This is a genomic window from Phocaeicola coprophilus DSM 18228 = JCM 13818 (assembly GCF_000157915.1).
Classification (GTDB): domain Bacteria; phylum Bacteroidota; class Bacteroidia; order Bacteroidales; family Bacteroidaceae; genus Phocaeicola; species Phocaeicola coprophilus.
On the sequence record NZ_EQ973650.1, the window covers coordinates 159,618 to 162,248 of the forward strand.

A 2,631-nucleotide genomic window follows, 5' to 3' on the forward strand; every position below is an offset into this window, starting at 1 on the left:
TTGAACAAAGGGAAATAGTAACAATAAAAACAAAAATAACATTATGAAAACAGAGATTAGGCAGAATGGCAAAGTGATACTATCGAGTACAGACGATATATCCATTCCGATGATTTTCAAAAACTTATGTGGTAAGAACTTTTCTGGAAACGACTATCAAAACTATCTCAAAACAGTTTGTCAGGATATTGGTGTTACGATGGGGGCGATTGAGTATTATGCCGACAACGTTTTGATTGAGAAAGCAACTATTCCTGAATTTTAAAAACTATATACAATGAAAAGGAAAGAGAAAGCAGCAGTAGATGAATTTGTCGCCCTTGTAGGAGGCAAGACATGGGAGCCTGTACGACATAAATGTATGGGTAAATGGAGTGGTATGACCGATTACGGTTTTGTCATAGACGGACGGATAACGCTCTTTGTTTCCAATAGTATGGCATACTTTAAGAAACGGATTCGTGAGTGGATTAAGTCGATACATACTTTTGAAGCGAAGAAAGATTGCTACCTTCGCTTGCTACGTGAACAAATTGAAAAGGACAACGACAAGGCAAAGGACGAAAAGTTAAATCCTGTCAGACTGATAGACATTGGCATCTTATCCCCCGAAAGCAATAGCCCGTTTGATTTTTTTACCCCTTATGTGTTAGTCGAAATAAACGGCAGGCGGTTCAAGCATCAAACAGCGGAGTTAAGTTGCGCTATTATGGTGGATAGTTTGGCAGGATACCTTGAAGAATGCAACTGCAAGGATATATACACGGCAAGGGCAGTGCGTACACCTGACTACATTTTTTGCGGTGTGCGGTTTGACTCCCGTGATAATATGTATAAGATTGGAAAGTAGAGATTAATGATGTCTGAAGAAGTTGTCACTTACAACGATAACTCCAGTCGTTTTAAAGGACGGCATCAGCATTTGACCTACTAAATACATAAGTTCCCAATTTACGATTGGAGACTTATGTATTTTTCTGTATGGAAAACTAATCAAATAATCGCTGACTTATCATCCAGTCATTAAGCACGTCCGGATCTACACGATTTGTAAGATTCACATTTTTACTCAAACAACCGATTTTCTCACCTCTTAAATAAATAACTGGTGGGGTTAATGTATTCGGATTGTATGGACTTAACGATGAACTGGGACTTCCATATATGGAATACCGATTCTTGAAAGATATACTTGAAAAGTGACTACCGTATATATTCTCGTTGTTGGATATGGAATCAGGAGTAGATGTGTTCAACGACAATCTGCCTAAATACAAACCGTCATTTGCCAATAGAAACGATTCTTTCCTTGAAATTCTGGTATCTAAACCTATTCTATCCATTCCCTATGATTTAACGCCATTATTTAATAATGCCATAACGTCTTTTAGTTGCATTATCGAACACCTCTGTCTCTCTTAGAAACTGCATTACCCGTTCCCTGTCTTCGGAAATCAGGCAACCTTTCAGTTTACCGTTCTTTTCCGTGATTTTTAATTTTGAAAGTTCGAATATATCGGAACAATCCAGCCAACTGTCATAGTCCAGAATATCACGATAGTTCCGAACCATCAAAGGATATTGGCAGTCCAGTAGCTCTTCCGACCTCTTGGAAGAATCTATTTCCGAATTTATCAGTAAGGCACCGATAGCGACACCTTCCGGAGTAAAGCCGATAATAACAATATATTTATTACGGTCTTTATATCCGTCTTTTAGTATCAGTCCGTCCTCTTCGTCCAAGGGGACATAAATAATGTCACCAATTTTGACTGATGACATCTCTACTTGCTCAGCTTTGGCCATTATAGCTTTCAGCTTTTCCAATGCACCGGTTTTGTCGTCCATTTGATTTAAGATAAAGCGTTCTTGACAATCTGCTTTTCTCGGATATAATCTACCATGTCCTTGGTAGCTTTTCCTGCCCGGGCTATATCTATAATGGTAATGAAGTTTTTTTGAGGATCATCCTGAATGCGTGTCATCGCTTCTTCCCATGCCGAGTCATGCGACAAATCGGACAAGTCATAAGGGTCTGTATCCTTATATTTAGCGATAGCAGCGTCAAGACAACGTTTGTTGGCACCTGATATATAGTCCATATCGGGTACGGCAGAAGTATATACCTTCTTGTCACGAACCTCTATGTCTGAAAGGAACTCGTCAAAATTCCCATCCAAGGGTTTGCCTTCTGCAATTTGCAGTGCCTTGTAGGTATAGGCTGGCACCGGGCCATGCTTCAATGCTCTGAAAGAGTCTTCGACAATCACTTTGCCATATTTGACAAGATGGTCCTGTTGGGCAAAATAAAGTATTTTAAATAACTTTATATAGTCCACTCCTTGAGTGAAACTCTGCATGATGTAGAGTACCACTGCTCTTATTTTAGCAATCTGTATAGCTGTTTTCATTTCAAAAAAATCTATGCGATTACAAAGATACAACTAATTTGCTGAATAATACGCTCATGATACAAAAAAAATAGTCCGTTGCATTTTTTTACGACATTTAATATAGTCGTCATTCTGAGAGTAATAGTCTGCAATTATCAAGAGATGGGCCAATCCACCCGATTCCACCTCCCTTTATAGTTCACCTTCCTCCGATTATAGTACGGGCAATCCGTTCCGA

The 2,631-nt window shown here is 39.0% G+C and carries 5 protein-coding genes; 2 read left to right on the forward strand and 3 right to left on the reverse strand.

Annotated elements, in window-relative coordinates; all coding sequences use genetic code 11:
- The first annotated feature begins 43 nt into the window (after positions 1-43).
- Both BACCOPRO_RS15085 and BACCOPRO_RS15090 read left to right on the forward strand, forming a co-directional pair.
- Positions 44-265 (forward strand): DUF7688 family protein, encoded by a 222-nt coding sequence (locus BACCOPRO_RS15085; RefSeq protein WP_007898927.1) that lies wholly within the window; start codon positions 44-46, stop codon positions 263-265.
- A 12-nt stretch (positions 266-277) separates the two neighbouring features.
- On the forward strand, positions 278-850 hold the full coding sequence (locus BACCOPRO_RS15090) for a hypothetical protein (RefSeq protein WP_007218123.1): 573 nt from the start codon (positions 278-280) through the stop codon (positions 848-850).
- Positions 851-989: 139 nt separating this feature from the next.
- Here BACCOPRO_RS15090 and BACCOPRO_RS18655 read toward each other — a convergent pair whose 3' ends face one another.
- From BACCOPRO_RS18655 to BACCOPRO_RS15100, 3 genes are read right to left on the reverse strand one after another with little or no spacing between them, the layout of a single operon-like run.
- On the reverse strand, positions 990-1,343 hold the full coding sequence (locus BACCOPRO_RS18655) for a hypothetical protein (RefSeq protein ID WP_004323416.1): 354 nt from the start codon (positions 1,341-1,343) through the stop codon (positions 990-992).
- Between the two features lie 19 nt (positions 1,344-1,362).
- Positions 1,363-1,848, reverse strand: coding sequence for a hypothetical protein (locus BACCOPRO_RS15095; RefSeq protein WP_007898928.1), 486 nt, complete (start codon positions 1,846-1,848; stop codon positions 1,363-1,365).
- 5 nt (positions 1,849-1,853) lie between these two features.
- A complete protein-coding gene (locus BACCOPRO_RS15100) occupies positions 1,854-2,411 on the reverse strand; it encodes a Panacea domain-containing protein (RefSeq protein WP_004308669.1) in 558 nt (185 codons plus the stop codon).
- Positions 2,412-2,631 lie beyond the last annotated feature (220 nt).

Bases quoted from the DNA above. Each gene is read 5' to 3' on its own strand.
- BACCOPRO_RS15095 (WP_007898928.1), bottom strand. From the start codon at position 1,848: ATGGACGACAAAACCGGTGCATTGGAAAAGCTGAAAGCTATAATGGCC.
- BACCOPRO_RS15085 (WP_007898927.1), top strand. From the start codon at position 44: ATGAAAACAGAGATTAGGCAGAATGGCAAAGTGATACTATCGAGTACA.
- BACCOPRO_RS18655 (WP_004323416.1), bottom strand. From the start codon at position 1,343: ATGGATAGAATAGGTTTAGATACCAGAATTTCAAGGAAAGAATCGTTT.
- BACCOPRO_RS15100 (WP_004308669.1), bottom strand. From the start codon at position 2,411: ATGAAAACAGCTATACAGATTGCTAAAATAAGAGCAGTGGTACTCTAC.
- BACCOPRO_RS15090 (WP_007218123.1), top strand. From the start codon at position 278: ATGAAAAGGAAAGAGAAAGCAGCAGTAGATGAATTTGTCGCCCTTGTA.